The organism is Paraburkholderia edwinii (assembly GCF_019428685.1).
GTDB lineage: Bacteria > Pseudomonadota > Gammaproteobacteria > Burkholderiales > Burkholderiaceae > Paraburkholderia > Paraburkholderia edwinii.
On sequence record NZ_CP080095.1, the window covers coordinates 2489588 to 2510520 of the forward strand.

Annotated in this window: 20 protein-coding genes; 16 read left to right on the forward strand and 4 right to left on the reverse strand. The window is 65.0% G+C overall.

Going from position 1 to position 20933, the window contains the following annotated elements:
• The first annotated feature begins 156 nt into the window (after window positions 1-156).
• The 5 genes from KZJ38_RS10970 (at window position 157) to KZJ38_RS10990 (ending at window position 6601) form a co-directional block, all read left to right on the forward strand.
• Entirely contained in the window at window positions 157-1935 is a 1779-nt protein-coding gene (locus KZJ38_RS10970) for an IlvD/Edd family dehydratase (RefSeq protein WP_219795940.1), read from the forward strand.
• Between the two features lie 152 nt (window positions 1936-2087).
• Window positions 2088-2897, forward strand: a complete 810-nt coding sequence (locus tag KZJ38_RS10975; RefSeq protein ID WP_219795941.1) for an NAD-dependent epimerase/dehydratase family protein — start codon at window positions 2088-2090, stop codon at window positions 2895-2897.
• Between the two features lie 247 nt (window positions 2898-3144).
• Window positions 3145-4137, forward strand: a complete 993-nt coding sequence (locus KZJ38_RS10980) for a LacI family DNA-binding transcriptional regulator (protein WP_219795942.1) — start codon at window positions 3145-3147, stop codon at window positions 4135-4137.
• Window positions 4138-4307: 170 nt separating this feature from the next.
• On the forward strand, window positions 4308-4757 hold the full coding sequence (locus KZJ38_RS10985) for a VOC family protein (RefSeq protein WP_219795943.1): 450 nt from the start codon (window positions 4308-4310) through the stop codon (window positions 4755-4757).
• 284 nt (window positions 4758-5041) lie between these two features.
• Window positions 5042-6601: a GMC family oxidoreductase gene (locus tag KZJ38_RS10990; RefSeq protein WP_219795944.1), complete on the forward strand. Its 1560-nt coding sequence runs from the start codon at window positions 5042-5044 to the stop codon at window positions 6599-6601.
• A 288-nt stretch (window positions 6602-6889) separates the two neighbouring features.
• On the opposite strand, the gene KZJ38_RS10995 is transcribed toward KZJ38_RS10990, so the two are convergent.
• The gene (locus KZJ38_RS10995; RefSeq protein WP_219795945.1) at window positions 6890-8518 is read right to left on the reverse strand and encodes a class I adenylate-forming enzyme family protein; all 1629 of its coding nucleotides are present in this window, start codon (window positions 8516-8518) and stop codon (window positions 6890-6892) included.
• A 345-nt stretch (window positions 8519-8863) separates the two neighbouring features.
• Here KZJ38_RS10995 and KZJ38_RS11000 point away from each other — a divergent pair, with 345 nt between their 5' ends.
• Window positions 8864-9280, forward strand: coding sequence for a hypothetical protein (locus tag KZJ38_RS11000; RefSeq protein ID WP_219795946.1), 417 nt, complete (start codon window positions 8864-8866; stop codon window positions 9278-9280).
• A 109-nt stretch (window positions 9281-9389) separates the two neighbouring features.
• Here the strand turns inward: KZJ38_RS11000 and KZJ38_RS11005 are convergent, their stop codons facing one another.
• The gene (locus tag KZJ38_RS11005) at window positions 9390-10280 is read right to left on the reverse strand and encodes an alpha/beta fold hydrolase (RefSeq protein WP_219795947.1); all 891 of its coding nucleotides are present in this window, start codon (window positions 10278-10280) and stop codon (window positions 9390-9392) included.
• Window positions 10281-10659: 379 nt separating this feature from the next.
• Here KZJ38_RS11005 and KZJ38_RS11010 point away from each other — a divergent pair, with 379 nt between their 5' ends.
• A complete protein-coding gene (locus KZJ38_RS11010; RefSeq protein WP_246641426.1) occupies window positions 10660-11112 on the forward strand; it encodes a DUF2000 domain-containing protein in 453 nt (150 codons plus the stop codon).
• Window positions 11113-11226: 114 nt separating this feature from the next.
• Entirely contained in the window at window positions 11227-12108 is an 882-nt protein-coding gene (locus tag KZJ38_RS11015; RefSeq protein WP_219795949.1) for an AraC family transcriptional regulator, read from the forward strand.
• A gap of 7 nt (window positions 12109-12115) precedes the next feature.
• On the opposite strand, the gene KZJ38_RS11020 is transcribed toward KZJ38_RS11015, so the two are convergent.
• Entirely contained in the window at window positions 12116-13009 is an 894-nt protein-coding gene (locus tag KZJ38_RS11020) for an alpha/beta fold hydrolase (RefSeq protein ID WP_219795950.1), read from the reverse strand.
• Window positions 13002-13946: a cytochrome c oxidase assembly protein gene (locus KZJ38_RS11025; protein WP_219795951.1), complete on the reverse strand. Its 945-nt coding sequence runs from the start codon at window positions 13944-13946 to the stop codon at window positions 13002-13004. Before KZJ38_RS11025 ends, KZJ38_RS11020 begins: the two co-directional genes overlap by 8 nt.
• A gap of 298 nt (window positions 13947-14244) precedes the next feature.
• Between KZJ38_RS11025 and KZJ38_RS11030 the strand changes: the two genes are divergently transcribed.
• From KZJ38_RS11030 to KZJ38_RS11065, 8 genes are all read left to right on the forward strand, one after another.
• A complete protein-coding gene (locus tag KZJ38_RS11030) occupies window positions 14245-15105 on the forward strand; it encodes a DUF3348 family protein (protein WP_219800245.1) in 861 nt (286 codons plus the stop codon).
• A 44-nt stretch (window positions 15106-15149) separates the two neighbouring features.
• Window positions 15150-17609: a DUF802 domain-containing protein gene (locus KZJ38_RS11035; RefSeq protein ID WP_219795952.1), complete on the forward strand. Its 2460-nt coding sequence runs from the start codon at window positions 15150-15152 to the stop codon at window positions 17607-17609.
• Entirely contained in the window at window positions 17606-18250 is a 645-nt protein-coding gene (locus tag KZJ38_RS11040) for an OmpA family protein (RefSeq protein ID WP_219795953.1), read from the forward strand. The genes KZJ38_RS11035 and KZJ38_RS11040 overlap by 4 nt, the downstream gene beginning before the upstream one ends.
• A 67-nt stretch (window positions 18251-18317) precedes the next feature.
• Window positions 18318-19067 carry a DUF2894 domain-containing protein gene (locus KZJ38_RS11045; RefSeq protein ID WP_219795954.1) on the forward strand — a complete coding sequence of 250 codons (750 nt, stop codon included), beginning with the start codon at window positions 18318-18320 and terminating at the stop codon, window positions 19065-19067.
• Window positions 19068-19201: 134 nt separating this feature from the next.
• A complete protein-coding gene (locus tag KZJ38_RS11050; RefSeq protein ID WP_219795955.1) occupies window positions 19202-19489 on the forward strand; it encodes a DUF4148 domain-containing protein in 288 nt (95 codons plus the stop codon).
• 271 nt (window positions 19490-19760) lie between these two features.
• Window positions 19761-20030 (forward strand): CsbD family protein, encoded by a 270-nt coding sequence (locus KZJ38_RS11055; protein WP_219795956.1) that lies wholly within the window; start codon window positions 19761-19763, stop codon window positions 20028-20030.
• A gap of 78 nt (window positions 20031-20108) precedes the next feature.
• Entirely contained in the window at window positions 20109-20483 is a 375-nt protein-coding gene (locus KZJ38_RS11060; protein WP_219795957.1) for a phage holin family protein, read from the forward strand.
• Window positions 20480-20776: a hypothetical protein gene (locus KZJ38_RS11065; RefSeq protein ID WP_219795958.1), complete on the forward strand. Its 297-nt coding sequence runs from the start codon at window positions 20480-20482 to the stop codon at window positions 20774-20776. Before KZJ38_RS11060 ends, KZJ38_RS11065 begins: the two co-directional genes overlap by 4 nt.
• The last annotated feature ends 157 nt before the right edge of the window (window positions 20777-20933 follow it).

Sequence of the window (20933 nt, forward strand, 5' to 3'; positions counted from 1 at the left end):
GCGGAATAAATCAGGCAGTGAATCAGGCAATGAATCAGGTAACGAATCAGGTAAGATTCGAGAAAGCGCTTACTTGAAGTTGACTATAAGCCCCGATAGAATCGACGTCAATCATTCGATAATCCGCTCAGCAGCATCCGATCGAGGACATTCCCCATGGCTGAAGAATCTGGCAACAGCGCAGATGGCAACGCACACAACAACGCAAAAACAGGCCTGCGCAAAGGCCTGACCAACTACGGTGACGAAGGCTTTTCGCTATTCTTGCGGCGCGCTTTCATCAAGGGCGCCGGTTATACGGACGACGCGCTGTCGCGTCCGATCGTCGCGATTGCGAATACGGGCAGCGCCTACAACCCGTGCCACGGCAACGCGCCGCAGCTCATTGAAGCGATCAAGCGCGGCGTGCAGCTCGCGGGCGGCCTGCCGGTCGAATTCCCGACCATCTCGATTGCCGAGAGCTTTTCGCATCCGACCAGCATGTACCTGCGCAATCTGATGTCGATGGACACCGAAGAGATGATCCGCGCGCAGCCGATGGATGCGGTCGTGCTGATCGGCGGCTGCGATAAGACCGTGCCCGCGCAGCTGATGGGCGCGGCCGCGGCCGGCGTGCCGGCGATTCAGCTCGTCACGGGCGCGATGCTGACAGGCTCGCATCGCGGCGAGCGCGTCGGCGCCTGCACCGACTGCCGGCGCTTCTGGGCGAGCTTTCGCGGCGACCAGATCGACGAAGCGGAAATCGACGCGGTCAACACGCAGCTCGTCGCGACCGTCGGCACCTGTTCGGTAATGGGCACCGCGAGCACGATGGCCTGCATCGCCGAGGCGATGGGCATCATGCTGCCGGGCGGCGCGTCGCCGCCGGCCGTTAGCGCCGACCGCATCCGCATCGCCGAGCGCACGGGCACGCAGGCGGTCGCGATGATCAAGGCGGGCCTCACGCCCGCGAAGATCCTCACGCCGAAGGCGATCGAAAACGCGCTGCGCGTGCTGCTCGCGATCGGCGGGTCGACCAACGGCATCATCCATCTGACGGCGATCGCGGGCCGCCTCGGCATTCGCATCGACCTCGATTCGCTCGATCGCATGGCGCGCGAAACACCGGTGCTCGTCGACCTGAAGCCGTCGGGCCAGCATTACATGGAAGACCTGCATCGCGCGGGCGGGCTCGTTACCGTGATGCGCGAGATGAAACATCTGCTGCATCTCGATGCGCTGACCGTCACGGGCCGTACGCTCGGCGAGGAACTCGACGCGGCGCCGGCGCCGTTCAAACAGGATGTCGTGAGGCCGCTCGCGCAACCGATCTATCCGCAAGGCGGCATCGCGGTGCTGCGCGGCAATCTCGCGCCCGGCGGCGCAATCATTAAACAGTCGGCGGCGAATCCGCAGTTGATGGAGCACGAAGCGCGCGCGGTCGTGTTCGAAGACGCCGAGGATCTGGCCAACCGCATCGACGACCCGGCGCTCGACGTGACCGCGCAGGACGTGCTCGTGCTCAAGCGCATTGGGCCGGTCGGCGCGCCGGGCATGCCCGAGGCCGGCTATATCCCGATTCCGCGCAAGCTCGCGCGCGAAGGCGTGAAGGACATGGTGCGCATCTCGGACGGCCGCATGAGCGGCACGGCGGCCGGCACGATCGTGCTGCACGTGACGCCCGAAGCGGCGATCGGCGGGCCGCTGGCGATCGTGCAAAGCGGCGACCGCATTCGTCTGTCGGTGCAGAAGCGCTCGATCGAACTGCTGGTCTCCGACGAAGTCATTGCAGCGCGGCTCGCCGCGTTGCCGCCGCGCGAAGCGGATCCTGAAGCGCGCGGCTATCGCAAGCTGTTCCTCGAAACGATCATGCAGGCCGACGACGGCTGCGATTTCGACTTCTTGCGCGCACCGAAGGTGGTCGCAACGGTGCCAGGCGGCGGCAACAAGGCTTGATGCGGTGGTGGACGCAAGTTTTGGCCGCGCTGCGCCGTGCCGCAATGAATAGCCGCGGGGCGCGCGGCGCGACAGCAACAGCGCATCAGAGCAGGCAAATGAGCAGGCAAATGAGCAGACAAGCGAGCAGGCAAGCGAAAGGAGACAGGCAAATGACACGGGTTCTGATCACCGGCGCGGCCGGCCATATCGGCCGCGCACTGCGCGCCGGGTTGCGCGGCCAGTACGAGCTGCGTCTGGCGGACATCGCGCCGCAGGCGCCGGCCGGCGACGGCGAGGAAATCGTCAGCACCGACATCACGCGCCTCGCGGACCTGCTGCCCGCGATGCAGGGCGTCGACGTCGTCGTGCATCTGGCCGGCATTCCCGACGAAGATAGTTGGGAGAAGATTCGCGATATCAATATCGACGGCTGCTACAACGTATTCGAAGCGGCACGGCAAGCGGGCGTGAAGCGCGTGATTTTTGCGAGCTCGAATCACGCGGTCGGTTTTCACAGGCGCGACCGCATGATCGACGATACCGTCGCGCTGCGCCCCGATAGCCGCTATGGCGTATCGAAGGTATTCGGCGAGGCGCTCGGCAGGCTGTATGCGGACAAGCATGGGATGTCCGTGGCGTGCCTGCGCATCGGCTCGTTTCGCGCCGACGACACGCCGACCATGCCACGCCATCTGTTCACATGGATCAGCCACCGCGATATGGTGCAGCTGACGAAGCGCTGCATCGATTACCCGGACTATCACTTTGTGATTGCGTACGGCGTATCGAACAATGCGCGCAACCGCTGGAGCAATGCAAACGCGCGTTTTCTCGGCTATGAACCCGAAGACGACGCGCAAGCGAGCGCGGCCGCCCGCATTGCCGCTTCCGGCGCGCGCGAAGATGAGCGCGAGGCGCTGTTTCATGGCGGCTTTGGCTGCATCGTGGAATTCGACGGCGACGTGAAGCGCATCGACTGAATTTGGGCTGAATTTCGACTGATTGTCGGCTGAGTTTCGACCGATTTTCGACTGAGCTTCGACTGAAGCGCATCGCAGCGTACCCGCCGCATTTCGATGCGTGTGCTACCGCTTCGTGAAATTCGCGCTATAAAATGCGGCTCGTAGGGGCGCGGTGCGCGCCTCGCAGGACAAGACCGGGCTGGGTGCAACGTTGAGTGCAGACATAAAAAAGAGGGCGCCGCGCCGTAAATCGAATGCGATCTCCGTGCTGGATGTCGCCCGTGCGGCGGGCGTGTCCACGGCGACCGTATCGCGCGTGCTGAACGGCAACGCGACGGTCGCGGCCGACTTGCGGCAGCGCGTGCGCGATATCGCCGACCAGCTCGGCTATACGCCGCATGCGGCCGCGCGCGCGCTTGCGTCGCAGCGCTCGAAGACGATCGGCGCGGTGATTCCTTCGCTCGAAAACCAGAACTTCGCGCTCGGCGTATTCGCGCTGCAGAAAAGGATCGGCGAGGCCGGCTATACGCTGCTGCTCGGCTGCTCGTACTACGACCCGCTCGATGAGCTGAAGCAGGTGCGCGCGCTGATCGCGGACGGCATTGCGGGGCTTATGCTGGTCGGCCGCAGCCATTCGCCCGCGCTGTATGAACTGCTCGAGAAGGAACAGATTCCGCTCGTCAACGGCTGGACCGTCGATCACGACCACCCGTATGTCGGCTTCGACAATGTCTCGGTGGGCCGGCGTCTCGCCGAATATCTGCTCGACCTCGGCCACACGCGCTTCGGCATGATCACGCAGATGACGCAGCACAGCGACCGCGCGGCCGACCGCATTATGGGCGTGCGCGCGGCGTTGCAAGCGCGCGGACTGCAGTTGCGGCACGAGCATCTGATCGAAATGCCGCACAAGATTATCGAAGGGCAGATGGCGATGAAAGCGCTGATGCAGGGCCCCGAGCGGCCCACCGCGGTGATCTGCGGCACCGATCTGCTCGCGATCGGCGCACTGGCGGAAGCGCGCGAGGCGGGCATCGACGTACCGGGCGAACTGTCGATTGCGGGCATCAACGATATCGAGGTATCGAGCTTCACGACGCCGCCGCTGACTACGATGCGCCTTGCCGCCGACGAAATCGGCACGCGCAGCGCCGACTATCTGCTGGCGCGCATCGAAGGGCGGCCGGTCAGCTCGCAGAACATCGTGCCGACCGATCTGATCGTGCGCGGCACGACCGGGCCGCTTCGCAAAGGGTAGTCACAAAGGTAAGCCCGGTGTATCGAAAACTTTGAGGCTCAGCGCGAAATCATTGTGCTTTCAAGCGTTTGTGTTTATCAGTAGACTACGTTGCAACACATGGCTTGATCGGCTGGTCTTGCCGGATCAGCCGCTCCAGCGAAACATCCCCACCAGGTTCAGAGATTCCAATGACCGATACAGCACAAGGTGCAACGCAAGGCGCGATGCCCCCTTTCCATCTCGCGTTTCCCGTCCATAGCCTTGCAGCCGCGCGCGAGTTTTACGGCGATTTGCTGGGCTGCCCGGAAGGCCGCAGCTCGCCCGAATGGGTCGACTTCAATTTCTACGGTCACCAGATCGTCGCGCATCTGTCGCCTGACGAAGCGGGTCACCGCGCGACCAACGCCGTCGACGGCGATGCGGTGCCGGTGCGCCATTTCGGCGCCGTGCTGTCGATGCAGCAGTGGCAATCGCTGGCCGACAAGCTGAAAGCAGCGGGCACGAAGTTCATCATCGAGCCGCATATCCGCTTCAAGGGCGAAGTCGGCGAGCAGGCCACGATGTTCTTTCTCGATCCGTCGGGCAATGCGGTCGAGATCAAGTCGTTCGCCAATATGGCGTCGCTGTTCGCGAAGTAAAGTAAAAGGCAAACCCCGACGGGGCCGGGCAGACCGGCCACGTCAGAGTCCGCCGGACTCCTGTCGAATCTGCTTTAGCCATTCCAGTCACGCACCGCCGCACCGCTTTGCATTCGTGAAGCGGTGCGGGGCTTCGCAATCCGCATCATCGCGTTTCGCCGCGCGCGTACGCTCGTCATCGCATGCCGGTTCCATGCGAGATATCCGTGACGAGCGCCTCTACCGATTCCACACAATCCGCTTTCGCTGCTTCCAGCCCTTCGTTGTCCGCGCGCGCTGAGCCCATGCACGGCACGGACGGCGAGTTCGACTTTATCGTCTGCGGCTCGGGCAGTTCGGGCTCCGTCGTTGCGCGGCGCCTCGCCGAATATCCGGAATTGCGCGTGTTGCTGCTCGAAGCGGGCGGCACCGACGACATCCCCGCGATTATCGACAGCACGGCGTGGCCCAACCTCAGACGCAGTGAGCAGAACTGGCTATTTCGCGCGACGCCGAACGCGAACCTGAACGGCCGCATGATTCCGATGGCGATGGGCAAGGTGCTCGGCGGCGGCGCAAGCATCAACGTGATGGCGTGGGCGCACGGGCACCAGGCGGACTGGGATGATCTCGCCAGAGCGACCGAAGACGACGGATGGAGCTACGAATCGGTGCTCGCGATCTATCGCCGCATCGAAGACTGGCATGGCGAGCCGGACCCACGGCGGCGCGGGCAGGGCGGCCCGCTGTTCGTGCAGCCGGCGCCCGATCCGCATCCGATCGCCGCGGCGGGACTCGAAGCGTTTGCGCGCGCCGGCGTACCGACGGTGGCCGACCACAACGGCGCGATGATGGAAGGCGACGGCGGCGCCGGATTCACGAATGTGTGCATTCGCGACGGGCAGCGGCAGTCGGTGTATCGCGCGTATGTGCAGCCGTTTCTGCAGCGCCCGGGCGAACCGTCGAATCTCGTCGTGTTGCCGCAGGCGCTCGTTACGCGGCTCACGTTCGACGGCGCCGCGGTGACCGGCGTCGAGTATCTGCAGCACGGCGAACTGAAGCGCGTGCGCGCGACGCGCGAAGTCGTGCTGTCGCTCGGCGCGATCCAGACGCCCAAGCTCCTGATGCAATCGGGCATCGGCGACGAAGCAGAACTGCGCCGCTATGGCATCGCACTCAAGCAGGCTTTGCCCGGCGTCGGCCGAAATTTTCAGGACCACTTCATGGCGCCGTGCGTGTGGGAGGCGGCCGGACCGATCGTCGGGCGCAACAACCTCGGTGAAATGACGGCGCTCTGGAAAAGCGATAGCGGGCGCGACCGGCCCGACTGCCAGACCTTCCTGACTGAGCTGCCGTATGCAAGCCCTGAGGCGGCCGGGCGCGATCTGCCCGCGCACGGCTGGTCGCTGACGACGGCCGTGCTGCGCACCGAGAGCCGCGGCCGCGTGCGTCTGACAGGCCCGCATCCGCTCGATCCGGTTGCGATCGACGCGAACTTTCTTGGCGATCCCGCCGATATGCGCACGCTTAAGCGCTGCATCGAGTTTTGCCGCGACGTCGGCAATTCGGCGCCGCTGCGGCCGTTTACGCGGCGCGAGGTTCTGCCGGGGCCGGTCGGCGACGCGGCGCTCGAGCAGTTCATGCGCAACGGCACGGTTAGCCACTCGCATCAGAGCTGCACGGCGAAGATGGGCCACGACGCGATGTCGGTGGTCGATACGAGCCTGCGCGTCTATGGCATCGACCGGTTGCGCATCGCCGATGCGTCGATTCTGCCGCGCGTGACGACCGGCAATACGATGGCGCCGTGTGTCGTGATCGGCGAGCGGGCCGCGCAGATGCTTGCGGCCGATCACGGGTTTTGAAGCACCGCTGCGTTGAAGCAGCGACGCGTTGATGCACTGATGTGTTGAAGCAGCCGGGGCGTTGAAGCAGCCGAGCGTGGAAGCAGCCGAGGGTTGAAGCAGCCGAGCGTTGAAGCAGCCGAGCGTTGAAGCAGCCAGGCGTTGAAGCAGCCAGGCGTTGAAGTAGCCAGGCGTTGAAGTAGCCAGGCGTTGAAGTAGCCAAGCGTTGAAGTAGCCAGGCGTTGTGCAGCGGCGCGCGGCGCACAGTTGCGCTCTTTGGCGCTTACAGGTGCGTTCATTTGCCCACTGTCAGGCTTCGCGCTCGCGCAACAAGGCCAGTTCGCCGCGCGCGAGTTCGCGCAACGCGCGCCGGTCGGCCTTACCGAACGGCGTGCGCGGAATGCGCTCAACACGCAGCACGGCCTCGGGCAATTTGTGATCGGCCAGCCGCGTCGCCATCCACGCGAGAATCTCTTGCATCGTGGTGTCGGCCGCGTGCTCCGCGAGTTTGACGAAGCCGACGATGCGTTCGCCGAGCACGTCGTCGGGCACGCCGACCACGGCCGCATCCGCGGCGGCGGGATGCGACAGCAAAGCCTGCTCGATCTCCGCGGGCGCGATGTTCTCTCCGTCGCGCACGATGATGTCCTTGATCCGCGCCACGTAGCTCAACTCGCCATGCTCGTCCTCGCGCATCAGGTCGCCCGTGTGATACCAGCCGTCATCGTCGACCCCGCGCTCGAGGGCGCCCGGCGAGATCCAGTACCCATCGAATAACGTCGGAACGTTCAGAATCAGTTCGCCGGGCATGCCGGCCGGCACATTGTTGCCGTTGCGATCGACGATACGCGTGGTGCCCGGCCGCGCGCGCACCGTGCGCGGCGTGCTGCCGATCACGACGCACAGCGGCGCTTCGGTCATGCCATAGACGACCGGCAGCGCGACGCCGAAGGTCGCTTCGAAACGCTGCTGCAGCTCGATCGAACAGGCATCGCCCGTCACCACGCAGCCGCGCAACGACCCGGTTGCGCGACGGCGGTCCGCTTGCGCGCGGATCAGTTCGGCGGCGCCGAACGGGCTCAATGCAAGCGTCGTGCACTGGTACCGTTCGATCGCGTCGAGATAGGCCGCGCCGTCGAAATCGAGGCACTGCGGCAGCACCAGACACTGACCGAACGTCAGACTCACGTGCAGACGGAACATGCCCGGCAAATGAAACAGCGGCGTCGCCGCGAGCGGCACCGCCGCGCTGCCGCCAAAACCGGCCTTCCTCAGATAGTCGACGCAATGCGCGAACGAGCGCTGCGTATGCGCGACGAGCTTGGGCTCGCCTGTCGTGCCCGATGTGCAGAGCAGTATCGCGATCGCGTCGCGATCGGGCTGCGGCAAGGGGCGCGTGTCGAGCTGTGTCTTGTGTGCGCTTGCCATGAGAGCATCCCAACTGCTGCCCGCGAGATCGTGGCCGCCGGTAGAGGGTGCGCGCGGCATATCGACGTAAGCACGGTCGACGTAAAAGCGCCGGTCGAACGGCAACAGATCCGGCGGTACGTCATTCATCGTGTCGCGCCGCGCGAGATGACCGATATAGACGGCCGGCTGCAGCCTGAGCATCAGCCTTGCGAGTTCGGGCGCCTTCAAATGGACGTTCAGCGGCGCCGCAATCGCGCCGAGCATGATCGCGGCATAACAGGCGATGCTCGCCTGATAACAATGGCCGAGATGCAGGACGATACGGTCGCCCGGACGCACGCCGAGATCGGCGAAACGCGTGGCCAGTCTGTGGGCGTCTTCGACGAACTGCCCGAATTCGATCGTCAGATCGCCATCGATAATGGCCGGCGCGTGCGGATGCTTCGCCGCGTTTTCGAGCAGCGAAGCGATCAGTGTGGGGACCTCGGCTGCGTCGCTTCGGACGGCGGGTCGCGATACTACGTTCATATACGAATCCTTTCAATCCTGGTATGCGTTTGGTTCCGGCCGTAATCGATCGGAAGCCTTGCTATATGAACGCTTGGGGCCGCTAAGATATTCGGATAAGGCATATGAAATATGCGCGTGCGGCAGCTAACTGGGCGCATGAGCCGTTACGGGTTACGCGCCACGTCTGCGCAAGGCTTAAGCAATCGGTAAAAATATGGCCAGTTCTGTCGCTTTCTCGACGCTTTCGCGTGGGGCCGCCGGCCGTATGCTTGACGCTGATGGAGCGTGCTCTAACGACGTGCTCCCGTTTGCCTGTCTACCTGAATATCTACGCGAGCAGCTGCTCGAAGGAGAGTCACCGTCATGCAGATTAGCGACAACGCCGCCTTGTCCCTGAACAACACCCAAGCGTCGGCGGGCGCGACGGGCCGCAACGAAGGGTCGTCGTTTCAGGACCTGCTATCGCAACTGAGCGCCTACGCGGGCAGCAACCCGGGTCAGGGGATGTTCAATTCGATCCTGGCGCAACTGGGCGTCACGCCGCAGCAGCTTGCGCAAATGACGCCGGCAGAGCGCGAGAAGATCATCGAGAAAGTCAAAGAACTGATGAAGAAGGAAATGCAGGCGGCGCAGCAGGTTCAGAAGCAGGATCCATCGATGCAATTGATGCAGATGCAGCAGCAGGGGCTGCAGGCGGGCATGCAGTCGGGTACACATTCGGGCACGCAGTCCGATACGTCGTCGTCGCACAAGCACGGCGCGCTCGGCGTCGCGCTCTGATTGACGCGCGAATAACGGTTATGGCGTGGCCGCACGGGCCGGCGCCAGGCGGGTCTGGGGGCGGCCCGCGTGAAATAGCTTAGGTGGGGCGGCGCGTGCGGCGGCTTTGTCACGAAGCCTTGTGTGCCGTCACCTTTTGCACGAATTGATCGATCAGTTGAGCGCATTGCCCGGCCTTTTCGTCGAGCGCGAAATGCCCCGCATCGAGCACGTGAATCTCGGCGTTCGGCAGATCGCGGCGGTACGCGTCGGCTTCGGCGACCTGAAACGACGGGTCGTATTTACCCCACAGCACGAGCGTGCGCGGCTGCGTTTTCTTCATCCATGCCTGCCACTTCGGATACGACGCGACATTGGTCCGGTAGTCGTAGAACAGATCGCTTTGAATGTCGACTTCACCGGGTCGGCTTAGAAACGCGAACTCGTCCATCCATAGGTCAGGGTCGTAAAGATCGATGTTCGGGCTCGAGCCGAGGTGGCGCTGCCGCGTCGCGTTGAACGAGATCAGGTTTTCGCGCAGCGCGGCTTCGTTGGGCGCACGGTTCGCCCAGAATTCGCGCCGCTTGTTCCAGAGCGGCCCCAGGCCGTCTTCGTGCGAGACCGCGTTCTGGATGATCAGCGCGTCGACGCGCTCCGGATGCGCGAGCGCGAGACGGAAGCCGACCGGACCGCCGTAGTCCTGCATATACATGATGTAGTGCGTGAGGCCCATTTTTACCGTGAACGCATCGACAATCTGCGCGATGTGATCGAACGTGTAGGCGAACTGCGACGGCGGCGGCGCGGCGCTATTGCCGAAGCCCGGGTAGTCGGGTGCGATCAGATGGTAGCGGGTCGCGAGCCGCTCGAAGAGCGGATTGAACATGCGCGACGACGATGGAAAACCGTGTAGCAGCAACAAGACCGGTGCGTTCTTCGGGCCCGCCTCGCGGTAGAACACCGACACGCCATTGATATCGACGCTGCGGTAGTGAACCTGTGCATCGCTCGTGGAAGTCATGGCCTCTCCTTGGGCGGAAGCGAAGGGTGCGTAGCTGAGCGCGACGATGGCGGCCGTCGCCGCGACAAGTGTTTTCCACATCGGCATGTTTTTCTCTTGACATGGGTGATAAAGAATCCGGGCCAGCTCGCGCTTTGCGCGCCGGCCTGAGTACAAATCAACGCGACGCGATGCGATGGATTGCGCAACGCCGATCATAGGCGTCCTTGCGTTTGCGCGTGCGCCAGCGCGCAAAGGCCGCGTGGGGGCTAGGTTGGCAAAGGCGGCCGGGCAATCGCCGTGAGGCGCCGCAGGTTGCTGCAAAATCCTTCAATACAGGCACGCAATGCATTTGTATCATCCGTTGTGCAGATATTCCTGCGCAAACCCGGAGCATCGATTGACACTGCAAGCGGATCATTCACACCCAACGGCTGTTCAGAAAATCGCGGCGCCGCGCTGCGTGATCGTCATCGACGATGCGTTGCCGGCCGGTAAAGCATGCAACGCCGCCGCCGTAATCGCGCTGACGATCGGCGAGCGGCATCCCTACCTGGTCGGCGCGCCGTTGATCGACGCGCAGGACGTGCATCATCCGGGGCTGATTCCGGTGGGTATTTCGGTGCTGAAAGCTTCGGTTGGGCAATTGTCGAAGCTCAGGGCGGACGCGCTCGAGAAGGAATTCGACATCGTCGGCTTCCCCGTGCAGGGCCAGCAAACGAAGGATTACACCGCGTTCAGGGATGCGGTCAGAGCGGTCGATACGCATGAGCTTGCGTATGTCGGCGTCGGCATCGTCGGCGAGAATAAAGCGGTCCGAAAGCTCGTCAGCGACTTCGAACTGATGCAATAGCCGTGCTTCGACCTGTTCAACCGCGTAGCAGCGCGGTAAGAAGCGCGGCGCTAACGTCGAAGCGCGCTTTTGCTTATCATTGATCGACAGTCACGCTCTGAAACCAGGCGTTCGATGTCCGATTCCCGAACCGCAGTACCCACGCGATCGAAGCGGCCTGCAGCCGCAAGCAGCGCCACGACCGCGACGAAGGTGTGGCACGCGCCCGACGTGCTCGACGCGATGATGCTCAAAGGCGAATTCGTCGGGCACCGCTATCCGCCGCACGCGCACGATACGCACTGTCTCGTGTTGATCACGAGCGGCAGTGTCGTCGTGAATATTGCCGGGCACGTCGACACGCTGCGCCGCGGCGACATCGTGCCGCTCGACGCGGACACAATGCATGCGGCCCACGCGGGTGAATCGGGCCGCTGGAAGATGCGCGTGGCGTACTTCCTGCCCGACGATCTCGCGGATTACACCGGATCGATCGGTCTGCCCGTGCGTTCGAGGCTCGATGTGCCGGCGAGGATCGTTCGCGATGTGCCGCTCGCGCAATCGGTCTACGGCGTGAGCTGGTGCTCCGAAGTGAACGACGACGCATTCAAGCGCAGTGAGACGCTTGCGTTCGCGATCGGTCACATGCTGTCGGTGCATGCGGCGCAGCGCGCGACGCTGCCGTCGCCGCGCGTCGAATCGCGCATCATCCGTTCGGTGAAGGAGCAATTGCAGTCCGATCTCGCCGGCAAATTCACACTCGCTTCACTCGCCGCCGAGCATGCCTTGACGCCGTTCGTACTATTGCGTGCGTTTACTCGCAGCGCGGGCGTGAGCCCGCATGCGTATCAGCAGCAGGCGCGCATCCGCTATGCGCAGAAAAGATTGAAGCAGGGCGCGGCGCTCGCTCTCGTCGCACGCGAGGCCGGTTATGCCGATCAGGCGCATTTCACGCGCGTATTCAAGCAATACACGGGCGTCACGCCTAAATCGTTTCAGATCGCGCTGGTGGGCTGAGCGCGCTTCAACCCGCCCAGGCGTTGACGTCCAGCACCGCGGCCGCGAACGCCTCGGGCGCTTCCTGCGGCAGGTTATGACCGACGCCGGGCACGATACGGTTTTCATGGCGCCCCGTGAACCGTTTCAGGCCGGCTTCCCTGCCGCCTAACGGCCTGACGCCATCGGCGTCGCCGTCGAGCGTGACCGACGGCACCGTAATCGCCGGCGAGGCCGCGAGGCCGCGCTCGATCTCCGCGAACAGCGGGTCGCCGTCGACGAGACCGTAACGATGCCGGTACGAATGGATGACGACCTCGACAAAATCCGGATTGTCGAACGCTGCCGCGGTGCGCGCGTAGGTGGCGTCGTCGAAGCGCCAGGTCGGCGACCACAGCGACCATAAAAGCCGGCAGAAATCGGCGCGGTGTTGCGCGAGGCCGGCGCGGCCGCGCTCGCTGTGGAAGTAGTACTGGTACCACAGCCGGTGTTCCTTATCGGGCGTATCGGGCTCCATCGCGGTGGCGATGTTCTGGATGTTGTAGCCGTTGACCGATACCAGCCCGCGCACCCGGGACGGGTAGAGCGCCGCCACCACGCACGCCGCGCGGCCGCCCCAGTCGTATCCGCCGAGCACGGCCTTGTCGATCCTGAGCGCGTTGAGCAGCGCCAGCAGGTCGGCGCCGAGCGCGGCCTGCTCGCCCGAACGCACGGTGGCGGGCGAAAGAAAACGCGTCGGCCCGTAGCCGCGCAGATACGGCGCGATCACGCGCGCGCCCTGCGCGACGAGGCGCGGTGTCACTTCATCGTAAGCGTGGATGTCGTACGGAAAACCATGCAGCAGGATGGCCGGCCATCCATCGGCGTCACCCTGTTCGTCATAGGCGATGTCGAGCAGGTTCGTGGCGATGTGCTTAAGCATGATGCTGTCCTGAGGAGGAAGCGGGTGGGTGGGCCGCCGCGGCTGGCCGGGCGGGGATCGCCGCGGTCGCGGCGGGTTGCGCGGGCGGCCGGCCATGGGCAGCCTGGCCTGCGCGCGGCCTGGCCTTTGCGGCCCGTGGCGAGGCGGACAGGCGCATCAGATTGCGCAGCGCCATCATCGCGCCGATCGCTTCGAGCACGCCGGCGGGCACCCACATGATGAGACCGCCGAGGCTCTGGTCGAGCGAAGCGGGCAGCGACGTGAAGGCGCGGCCGCACAAGGTGAAGATCGGATAGAGATCCTGCGATGAAAACGTAATGATCGCGCCGACGAGAATTTGCGGCGTCATCGTGATGGCGGGCGACAGCACGCGCAGGCCCGGACGCGCGCGGCTCGGCGGAGAGGGCCGATGATCGAGCAGCATCCACCAGTACAGCAGGCCACTTATCGCCACGGACCAGTTCATCAACCGGTACAGGCGCCAGTCGAGCATGGCCACGAACTGGACCGACGGAATCAGCCAGAAGACCACCGACACGACGAAGGCGATCGAAATAAAGGCCGGATTCAACAGCACGGCCGCGGCGAGGCGCGCGGGCCGCGTGCGCTGCCAGCGGCGCAGCGCGGAGCGCCAGCGTAGCGGCAGCCCGGCGCGCAGCACGCCGCACGGGTAAGCAGCCATCATGATCAGCGGGGCGAGGTGGTGCAGCACGAGATGCTGCAGCCGATGCACGAAGAACTGATGCTCGGCGTAGTAGTCGAGCCGCGTGTGCAGTGCGACATAGAACAGCGCGAGACCCAGCCAGAACGCAGCCTGGCGCACGACGCTGACGCGAATGCGCCGCGCGCCGCGCGCGAACAGGATCGCAGCCGCGACGATCACGACGACAAGGCTAAGCGAAGGCTCCCAGGGGTCGAACAGGCTCAGCAAGGTCATGGCGAAAGGCAAGAAAGGAAAGAAAGGAGCGCGCGGCGGGTGAACGGAAAACCCGGAGAAACCCCCGGGAAACTCGCGGCATGGGTTTGATGGTAGCAGGAGGCAAAGAAGCGCGAATGCGAAGTCCCTTCGCGTTTTGGCGCTTTTTGTCCGCTGTTTGCCTGGTGTTTGCTCGCCGTTTGTTCCGTGTTTGCCTCGTGTTGGTCTATTGTTCGCCCGGAATCGACCGGTTCGCGCCCGCCGCCGTGTAAACTATGCGGTTTTTTGCGCGAGGAAATCCGTGCAGCTTCCGCAGCGCATGCCCTACAGCGGCGCGCCGCTGGTCCGCGTGCTGACGCGCATCATGCGGACCGGCGTCCCCGCTTCCGATGTCTCCCTGCTGGACCGGCTCAGCCAATGGCTCGGCTGGACCGACGCCATTGCGCTGTCGAGCGCGCTCGACGCTGCGGCGCCGGCGTCCGCGACGGCCGCACCCGCGTCCGTTACGGCTGCGCCGGGCACGGGCGGCGAAGCGACGATCGCCACGCTCGAGGCGGCGCTGTGCGTGCGTACGCGCGCCACCCTGACTGACGCGATCGGCGCCCTCTACGCGGTCGACGGCGGGCGGCGCGGCGCGAATGCGCGGCGCGGCGATACGACGCACCCGCGGGGGCAGTCGCAGGCACTGCCGCATGTTCAGTCGCACGCTCATTTGCACGTTCAGGCAAACGTTGAAACGCGCGGCAACGCCGACGCCGAACCCGTCGACTTCGCGCTGTTCCGTCAGGACTATCACACGCAGCAGCAATCGATGGAACACGCGATCGGCGAACTGCGGGTCCGTTTGCGCGCGACGCTGGCGACGCGTAGCGAGCGCCATGCGCGTCTCGCGCTCGTCGACGCGACGATGGAGCGCGCGCTCGATGCGCGTGAGCGCAGCGTGCTCGGAGCTTTGCCGGCGCTGCTCGAGGCGCATTTCAAGCGGCTGAGGGATGTGGCGCGGGCGCAGGCGGAAGCGAATGCGCCGACGCCATCGGAAGCCGCCCAAGCCGTCGCCGCACCGCGAGCCAACGCCTGGCTCGACCTGTTCCGCGAAGACATGCGCGCCGTCCTGCTCGCGGAACTCGACGTTCGTTTCCAACCGGTCGAAGGGCTGCTCGCCGCTCTTCGCGCCAGCTAACTGATACCTTCGACAGGCACCTTCGACGGGACACTTTCGGAACCATGTTCAGATACCGAATCCATCTTGCCGTTTTCGTGGTCGGCCTTGCCGCCGTGCTGTGGGTCGCCATCGGCTATGCGGCGACGAACCCGCTCGCCCTCGTGGTCGCGCTGCTGATCGGCGCATGCTACGTGACCGGCGCGCTCGAGCTCTACCGCTACCAGCAGGCTACCGACACGCTGGTCGCCGCGGTCGGCCAGCTCGATACGACGCCATCGCAACTAGGCGCGTGGCTCGAGCGCCTGCATCCGAGCCTGCGCGGCGCGGTGCGGCTGCGCGTCGAGGGCGAACGCGCGGGGCTGCCGGGTCCGGCGCTCACGCCGTATCTCGTCGGTCTGCTCGTGCTGCTCGGCATGCTTGGCACGCTGCTCGGGATGGCCGCGACCTTGCGCGGCACCGGCGCGGCGCTCGACTCGGCCACCGATCTGCAAGCCGTGCGCGCGTCGCTCGCCGCGCCGGTGCGCGGTCTCGGTTTCGCATTCGGCACGTCGATCGCGGGCGTGGCGACTTCGGCGATGCTCGGTCTGCTGTCGGCGTTATGCCGCCGCGAGCGCATCAAGGTCGCGCAGCAGCTCGACGCGAAGATCGCGACCGTGCTGCGCGTGTTTTCGCCCGCGCATCAGCGCGAGGAAACGTTCAGGCTCATGCAGCGCCAGGCCGAGGCGATGCCCGCGCTGATCAACGGCCTGCATACGCTGATGGGCACGCTCGAACAGCACAGCGCCGCCGCAAGCGAGCGGCAACTGGCAAGCCAGCAGCAGTTTCACGCGAAGACCGAACTCGCCTATGCGCGGCTGACGAATTCGGTCGAGCAGTCGCTGCGGCAGAGCGTCGGCGAACATGCGCGCGCAGTCGGCGCGGCGATTCAGCCGGCGATCGAATCGACGCTTGCGAGTCTTGCGCGCGATACCACCGCGCTGCACGAGCGCGCGGCGCAAGCGACGCAGCAGCACATGGAGGGCCTGTCGCGCGGCTTTGCCTCGACCGCCGAACAGGTCGCCAGCACATGGACCGGCGCGCTCGACGCGCAGCGCGTCTCGAACGAGGCGCTTGCCGAGCGCATGAGCGCGACGCTCGAGCGCTTCGCCGCAAACGCCGATACGCGCGCCTCGAAACTGCTCGACGAGGTGGGCGCGCAACTCGCGGCATCGGCGGCAAAGCTTTCAGGAACGTGGAGCGACGCGCTCGCGCAGCACGTGCAAACGCACGATGCGCTGGCGACGCGTCACGAAGCAGCGATGACGTCTGCGTCGCAGGCATGGACCGATGCGCTTGCACAGCACGTACAAAAGCACGATGCGCTTGCGACGCGTCACGAAGCGGCGATGACGTCCGCATCGCAGGCGTGGACCGATGCGCTCGCACAGCACGTGCAAACGCACGATGCGCTCGCGACGCGTCACGAAGCGGCGATGACGTCCGCGTCGCAGGCATGGACGGACGCACTCGCGCAGCACGTGCAGACGCACGACGCGCTCGCGACACGCCACGAAGCCGCGATGACGTCGGCCTTGCAGGCATGGACCGATGCGCTCGCACAGCACGCACAAACGCATGACGCGCTCGCCACGCGCCACGAAGCAGCCATCAATGCGGCCAGCGCGAACTTCGAGGCGGCGACCACTGCCGCCGCGGCAAGCATCGACTTGCATGCGGCATCGCTTGTCGAACGCGTCGACGCTTCGCATACCGCGCTGCAGACGGGTCTCGCCGCCGCCGACGACAAACGCCTCGCCGCCTGGGCGGCCGCGCTCGAACAGACGGCGTCCGCACTGTCGCGCGAATGGGCCGAGTCCGGCGCGCAGCACGCGGCGCGCCAGCAGCAGATCTGCGACACGCTCGCCGCGACCGCGCGCGAGATCGCCGAGCGCGCGCAGGCCGAAGCGCGCGGCACGATCGACGAGATCGGGCGGCTGGTGAGCGCGGCGTCGGAAGCGCCGAAGGCCGCGGCCGACGTGATCGGCGAGTTGCGCAAAAGCCTGTCGGAAAGCATGGTCCGCGATACGGCGATGCTCGAGGAACGCACGCGTCTGCTGCAAACGCTCGAAACGCTGCTCGACGCGGTCAATCACGCGTCGACCGAACAGCGCGCGGCGATCGACGGGCTTGTGTCGACCTCGGCGAATCTGCTCGAGCGCGTCGGCGACCAGTTCTCGGACAAGGTCGAAACCGAGTCGCACAAGCTCGATATCGCCGCCGCGCAGGTCGCGACCAGCGCGATTGACATGGCGAGCATGGGCGACGCGTTCGGCGCGGCCGTCGCGTCGTTTGGCGAGTCGAACGGCAAGCTGATGACGCACCTCGAGCGCATCGAGCGCGCGCTCGACCAGTCGCTCGCACGCAGCGACGAACAGCTCGCGTACTACGTCGCGCAGGCGCGCGAGGTGATCGACCTGAGCGTGATGTCGCAGAAGCAGATCATGGAAGACCTGCAGCATCTGGCCGGAGCGCGCGCGTCATGAGCGATGAGATCGATGTCGGCGTCGAGCCGGGCGCGCCGATCTGGGCTGCGTTCGGCGATCTGATGTCGGTGCTGGTCGGCGCGTTCGTGCTGATTCTCGTCAGCGTGATCGGCGTGCAGTTCGAGCTGTCGAGCCGGCTCGAGAAGGAAGTGCAGCAACACAAAGCCGACGCGGCGCGCCGTGCGGCGCTCGAAAAGGCGCTTGCGGCGCCGCTCGCGGCCGGGCGCGTGACGCTCGTCAACGGGCGCATCGGCATCAGCGGCAATGTGCTGTTCGCGCTCAATTCGGACCAGTTGCAGCCGCAGGGGCGCGAGTTGCTGAAGTCGCTGGCCGCACCGCTTGCCGCGTATCTGAACGTGAACGACGAGATCCTGATGGTGAGCGGCTTTGCCGACGATCAGCAGGTGCGCGCGGGCAACCGCCGGTTCTCCGATAACTGGGAATTGTCGGCGCAGCGTGCGCTGACGGTGACGCGCGCACTGATCGACGACGGCGTGCCCGCGAAGTCGGTATTCGCGGCGGCGTTCGGCTCTGAGCAGCCGGTTGGTTCGAACGCGGACGCCGAAGGGCGCGCGAAGAACCGCCGCGTCGAGATCGCGCCGGTGCCGCGCCAGGCGGCGGGCAACGACGGCAAATCGTAGTGAAAACTCAGGCAGTGAAGTTCTCGCAGTTAAGTCAGATGAGTGATGGGCAGACGGGCAATGGGCAATGAGTGACGTTCGCGAAACACCGCAGAGTCCCCGTGCTGCATCGGATGATGCAGCAGGCGGCGACGCGCGCGCGACGCTCGACGCGTGGCGCGAAGCGGGCGCCGATCGCCTCGATCCGTTGCGTTTTGCGGCGCTCGATGCGCTTGCGCGGCGCATCGCGAAGCTGTCGTCGCCGGCCGAAGGCGAACTCCAGCGCCTGCTCGACGCGCGGCTTGCGGGGCTGATGACCTCATATGCGGAAGACATCGAACGTAAGCGCGATGAAGTCGAATCGCAAGGGGCGCAAACTGCGCAAGCCGCTCAAACGAACAACGCAAACGCACGGCCCGGCACATCGCTCGCAGCTTTGAGCGCTTCATTGAATGGGCGCGCCGACCGCGGCGATACGCTCGCCGACACACTGCAGTATTTCCATGCAACGTGGTCGAAGCTCAGCGCGGGCCGGCAGTTGCGTCAGTCGCTCGAACAGGTGCCGGGCAATGCGGGTCCGCTTAACTCGAACCGGCTCGTGCATCGCGCGCTGTCGTTGATGAACGAGTTGTCGCCCGGATATCTGCAGCAATTCCTGTCGTATGTGGAAACGCTGTCGGCGCTCGGCGACCTCGTCGGCGGTGGTAGCGGTGGTGGAAGTAGTGGTAGTGGCAGCGGCAGCGCAAGCGCCGACGCACCGGGCGCCGATGGCGCGTCGCGCGGGAAGAGTGCGAAAGGTGCAAAACCCGTCATCAGGCGCAAGCCGAAGGCGAACTGAAGGGACGGCGGCGAGCAGGCGTGCGCGCTCGACATGTCCAGCCGGTAAGGCCGAGCGCGGAGCATTTGCACAAGAAGCGAATTTACGCGATCTTCTAAAGATTGAATCCGATGTGAATTCGCGGGAGGTGTGCGATGAAATCTTCGATCGTTTTACCGGGCTTCGTTGCCCTGTCGCTTGCGTGTCCCCTGGCTGCGCTCGCGCAATCCGGAAATGGCCTGACGCGGGCCGAAGTCGTGCAGGAACTGATTCGGGTTGAGCAGGCCGGCTATCGCCCGGGCTGGGGCGACGCCACGAACTATCCGGACAATATCCAGGCCGCGCTCGCCCGCATTGCGGCGCAGCAGGGCGCGTTGGCGGCGCGCGCCGATGGCGCTCCGTCGGCAGGCGGCGTCGCGCCGGCCGCTCCCGATCGTCAGTGAGCGTTGCGCTGCATTGCGTTAAGCAGGTACGGTAATCAGCAAGCGCGGTGCCTCGCGTTGCCGCGCACGACCCTCGACGTTCACCTCTCATCGGTTGCTTGTGCATACAGCACACGTAAGCCTTACAAATATCGCGCGTCCCATCGATGCAAGCGCGCATTTCACGCAATGGCGCAGAACTTGCACAGCACGCTTGCCGGTGAAGCAATCGCATTTTCGCGCGCTATTTCGCGCGATCGAATACCGGTCACCCACGACGAGGAGAGCACAGATGGAAACGACGAAGGCTGAAGGCGTCGTCCGCGAAGCGGTCGGCACGGTGCAGGAGACGGTCGGCAGTGTGATCGGCGACGCGAGCGAGCAACTGTCGGGCAGGGCCAAGGCGCTATGCGGCAAGACACAACAACTGTATGCGGATGCTGTGGAAGTCGCGCGCGATTCGATCGTCGAGAAACCGATGGCGACGCTCGCCATCGCGGCCGCGGCTGGTTTCGCATTGGGCGTGTTGTGGGCGTGGAATCGCGGCGACACGGATCGCTGAGCGCCGCGCGGCGCTGACAGCATTCGCGTCGGCGCCCCATTCGCGCGGCAGCAGTTCACGCAGTGACGGAGCACGGCCATGTCGATCCATTCCAAAGTGACGCAGTGGGGCAATGTGAGCCGCTTTTGCGTCGAGCGCCTCGGCGACTACAGCGAGCTGCTGTCGATCGAGGCGTCGCGGATGCGCACGCGGCTTATGCGCGAAATCATCGCGCTCGTCGCGCTTGCGGTGGCCGGGCTCTTTACGCTGTCGTTCGTCTGCATCGCGATTATCGCGACCTTCTGGGCGACGCCTTATTTCATTCATGTCGTGTGGGCGGTCGCCGGCGCGTGGCTCGTGCTGTCGATCGTCGCGCTCGTCATATTCCAGATGCAGCGGCCCGTCTGGTCGCTCGACGCGCTGCAGGAAGAAATCCGCAACGATCTGAACACCGTCAAAGAGGCACTCAAATGACCACCGTCTATGACGATGCGTCGCGCGCCGCATTGCGCGCGCGGATGGCCGCCTCGCGCGCCGAGCTGCTCGCCGCGCGCGAGGCGGCGAAGCTCGCCGATGCGCGCCGCAAGCCGGTTTTTACGGTGTCGACCGTGCGCGAGCTCGCCGTTAGCGCGCCACACGTGACGCTCGCCGCCGCAATTCTCGCGGGTGCGCTCGTGCTCGGGCCGCGGCGCATCGCGACGGTGGTCGTGCGCAACGGGCTCACCGGATGGATCGCGAAAATGGTGCGGCGAATGGCAGGGCGGTAAGGAGCAACGGGGTGGTCGATAAGACTGATAAGGCGGATTTGAGCAAAGGCCGCTAACAAAAATTCACCGTGCGGCAGCACTCAATGCAGCGCTAAAAATCATGGCGAGCGCCGATTAGGTTAGCTTCGGCAAACGCTGGGCGCAATGCAAACGCTAG